At 62.1% G+C, this 3,172-nt stretch carries 4 protein-coding genes; all 4 read left to right on the forward strand.

Going from position 1 to position 3,172, the window contains the following annotated elements; all coding sequences use genetic code 11:
• The coding region (gene phnL, locus EOA86_RS28190) for a phosphonate C-P lyase system protein PhnL (RefSeq protein ID WP_128344665.1) at nucleotides 1-552 on the forward strand (552 nt) is incomplete at its 5' end.
• Nucleotides 549-1,166: a DapH/DapD/GlmU-related protein gene (locus tag EOA86_RS28195; RefSeq protein ID WP_128344666.1), complete on the forward strand. Its 618-nt coding sequence runs from the start codon at nucleotides 549-551 to the stop codon at nucleotides 1,164-1,166. The genes phnL and EOA86_RS28195, both read left to right, overlap by 4 nt.
• Before the next feature lie 192 nt (nucleotides 1,167-1,358).
• Nucleotides 1,359-2,216 (forward strand): phosphonate ABC transporter ATP-binding protein, encoded by an 858-nt coding sequence (gene phnC, locus EOA86_RS28200; RefSeq protein WP_128344668.1) that lies wholly within the window; start codon nucleotides 1,359-1,361, stop codon nucleotides 2,214-2,216.
• A gap of 146 nt (nucleotides 2,217-2,362) precedes the next feature.
• A partial coding sequence (gene phnD, locus EOA86_RS28205; protein WP_128344670.1) for a phosphonate ABC transporter substrate-binding protein occupies nucleotides 2,363-3,172 on the forward strand: 810 nt, incomplete at its 3' end.

Below are 3,172 nucleotides of genomic sequence, written 5' to 3' on the forward strand. Positions count from 1 at the left end.
ATCCTGAAGATGCTCTACGGCAACTATGCGGTCGACGAAGGCCAGATCATCGTCCAGCACGAGGACGGGCTCATCGATCTCGCGACGGCGAGCCCGCGCACCGTGCTTGCCATGCGCCGACTCACGATCGGCTATGTCAGCCAGTTCCTGCGCACAGTGCCGCGCGTCTCCGCCCTCGATGTCGTCGCCGAACCGCTGGTCGAGCGCGGCGAGGACCGTGAAGTTGCGCGCGGCAAGGCGCGCGCCTTGCTGGGGCAGCTCAAACTGCCGGAAAAACTCTGGGCACTGCCGCCGGCGACCTTTTCCGGCGGCGAACAGCAGCGCGTCAACATCGCGCGCGGCTTCATCACCGAGCACCCGATCCTGCTGCTCGACGAGCCGACCGCTTCGCTCGATGCCAGGAACCGCGATGTCGTGATTACGCTGATCGCGGCCAAAAAGGCGGCCGGCGTCGCCCTGCTTGGCATCTTCCATGACCACGACATGCGCGAGGCGGTAGCCGACCGCGTCATCGACGTGACCGCTTTTGCCGCCGGGAAAATCGCCGCATGACGCGAAAATTGTCGGAAACGCCGCTGGTCCACGAGACAGCGGAAGTCGAGAATTCGACGCTTGGCCGCTGGACCGAAATCGCCGAACGATGCCGGGTTTCGGAGAGCACGATCGGCGACTATTCCTACATGATGCAGGACTGCGGCGTCTGGTGCGCGACGATCGGCAAGTTCGCCAACATCGCCGCCAATGTGCGCATCAACGCCACCAACCACCCGACGTGGCGGCCGACGCTGCACCATTTCACCTATCGCGCCTCGGATTATTGGGACGACGCCGAGCACGAGAGCGAATTCTTCGCCCAGCGCCGTGCCAGACGCGTCACCATTGGCCACGACACCTGGCTTGGCCACGGCTCGACCGTCCTGCCCGGCGTCACCGTGGGCGACGGTGCGGCGGTCGGCGCCGGTGCGGTTGTGTCGAAGGACGTTGCGCCCTACACCATCGTCGGCGGCGTGCCGGCGAAACCAATTCGCGAACGCTTCGACCGCCACACGGCTGAACGTTATCAGGCACTCGCCTGGTGGGATTGGGACCATGCCCGCCTGCGCGCGGCGCTCGACGATTTCCGCGCCCTTTCGGCGGAAGCGTTTCTGGAAAAATACGGCAGCTGAAGGGGGTGGATGGTGAATAGAAAGGCCTTCACCACCTCTTCTGGCTGCCACCGTCACCATTCACCATTCACGGCGCGCCGCCCAGCCTGTGGGCGGTAACAAAACTGACATCAATCCGACACCGCAGGTTCATGGCGTTGCGCTAGCGATGGTTAACAGACCTTCGAAACGCGACTGGACTGGAACTTGCCTATGTCAGCAACCTCAGCCACGCTCGAAATCCGCGGCGTCACCCGCCGGTTTGGCAAGAACACCGCCGTCAGCAATGTCGATATCTCGATCCCGCACGGTCAGATGGTCGGCATCATCGGCCGCTCCGGCGCCGGCAAGTCGACCCTTTTGCGCATGATCAACCGCCTCATCGATCCGAGCCAAGGGTCGATTTTCTTTGAAGGCGCCGAAGTCTCCAGCCTGCGCGGCTCGCTGCTCAGGCGCTGGCAGCGCGATTGCGCCATGATCTTTCAGCAATTCAACCTGGTGCCGCGTCTCGACGTGCTGACCAATGTGCTGCTCGGCCGGCTCAATCACCACTCGACGATTGTCAATCTGCTCGGTGTCTTCTCTCGCGAGGAACGGGCCGAGGCGATAGCGGCGCTCGAGCGTCTCGACATTGCCCGCACGGCGCTGCAGCCGGCCGGCACCTTGTCCGGCGGCCAGCAGCAGCGCGTCGCGATCGCGCGCGCCATGATGCAGCAGCCGAAAGTTATCCTCGCCGACGAGCCGATCGCCTCGCTCGACCCGCTCAATGCCAAGGTGGTGATGGATTCGCTGCAGGACATCAATCTGCGCGAAGGCATCACCGTCGTCACCAATCTGCACACGCTGGATACTGCGCGCACCTATTGCAACCGCATCATCGGCATGGCTGCCGGCAAGGTCGTGTTCGACGGCCCACCCGAAGATCTCAACCGTGAGGCGGTGCGCATGGTCTACGGTGCCGACAGCAATGGCGGTGAAATCTCCGAGGCCATCACCTCGACCAGCGTCACCATCAAGCAAAAAATCGCCGCATCCGCAGGACCGCTCGAGCCCGCATTTCCTGGCTACTAGGTCCATGATCCCGACAAGTGGATACCGGTATCCAGAAAGGATCATGGACAAACAAAAGAGCGCCTGGATCGCCAGCCCGCGTCAAGGGCGCTGTCAAAATTCGAACGCTACCGGCGCGATGCCGGAATCAACAGGAGAGACGCGAAATGTTTAGAAAGATACTTTTCGGTGCCGTTTCCATCCTCGCCATGGCGATGGGCGGGGTCCAGGCACAGGACCTGAAGGAATTCCGCGTCGGCATTCTGGGCGGCGAGAACGAAGCCGATCGCCTGCGCAACTATCAGTGCTTTGCCGACCACATCAAGGAAGTGCTGGGCGTCGAGAAAGTTTCGCTGTTCCCGGCCGCCGACTACGACGGCGTCATCCAGGGCCTGCTCGGCGGCACGCTTGACTATGCCGAGCTCGGCGCTTCCGCCTATGCCAAGATCTATCTCGAAAACAAGGAAGCGGTTCAACCGATCCTGACGACGATCCAGACCGACGGTTCGACCGGCTACCATTCGGTCATGGTCGCCCGGGCCGATTCCGGCATCAAGACACTCGCCGACATGAAGGGCAAGAAACTCGGTTTCGCCGATCCCGATTCGACTTCTGGTTATCTGATCCCAGTCACGTCACTGCCCAAGGACATCGGCATGGATGTGAAGAGCTACTTCGCGTCGACCGGTTTCGGTGGCGGCCATGAACAGCTTGTCCTTGAAGTCCTGAAGGGCACCTTCGATGCCGGCACCACCTGGGCCTCCGGCGTCGGCGATTTCAAGGACGGCTACAGCTCGGGCAACCTCCGCAAGATGGTCGACAAGGGTGTGCTCAAGATGGACGACCTCGTCGAATTGTGGCAGTCGCCGATGATCCCGAACGGCCCGCTGGTCTTGCGTACGTCGATCGACGCCGGCGCCAAGCAGAAGATCACCGATTTCCTGACCAAGCTTCCGGAAACCGATCCGGCCTGTTTC

The sequence above is a fragment of the Mesorhizobium sp. M5C.F.Ca.IN.020.32.2.1 genome (assembly GCF_004023105.1).
In the GTDB taxonomy this organism is placed as follows: domain Bacteria; phylum Pseudomonadota; class Alphaproteobacteria; order Rhizobiales; family Rhizobiaceae; genus Mesorhizobium; species Mesorhizobium wenxiniae.

Bases quoted from the DNA above. Each gene is read 5' to 3' on its own strand.
- EOA86_RS28195 (WP_128344666.1), top strand. From the start codon at position 549: ATGACGCGAAAATTGTCGGAAACGCCGCTGGTCCACGAGACAGCGGAA.
- phnC (WP_128344668.1), top strand. From the start codon at position 1,359: ATGTCAGCAACCTCAGCCACGCTCGAAATCCGCGGCGTCACCCGCCGG.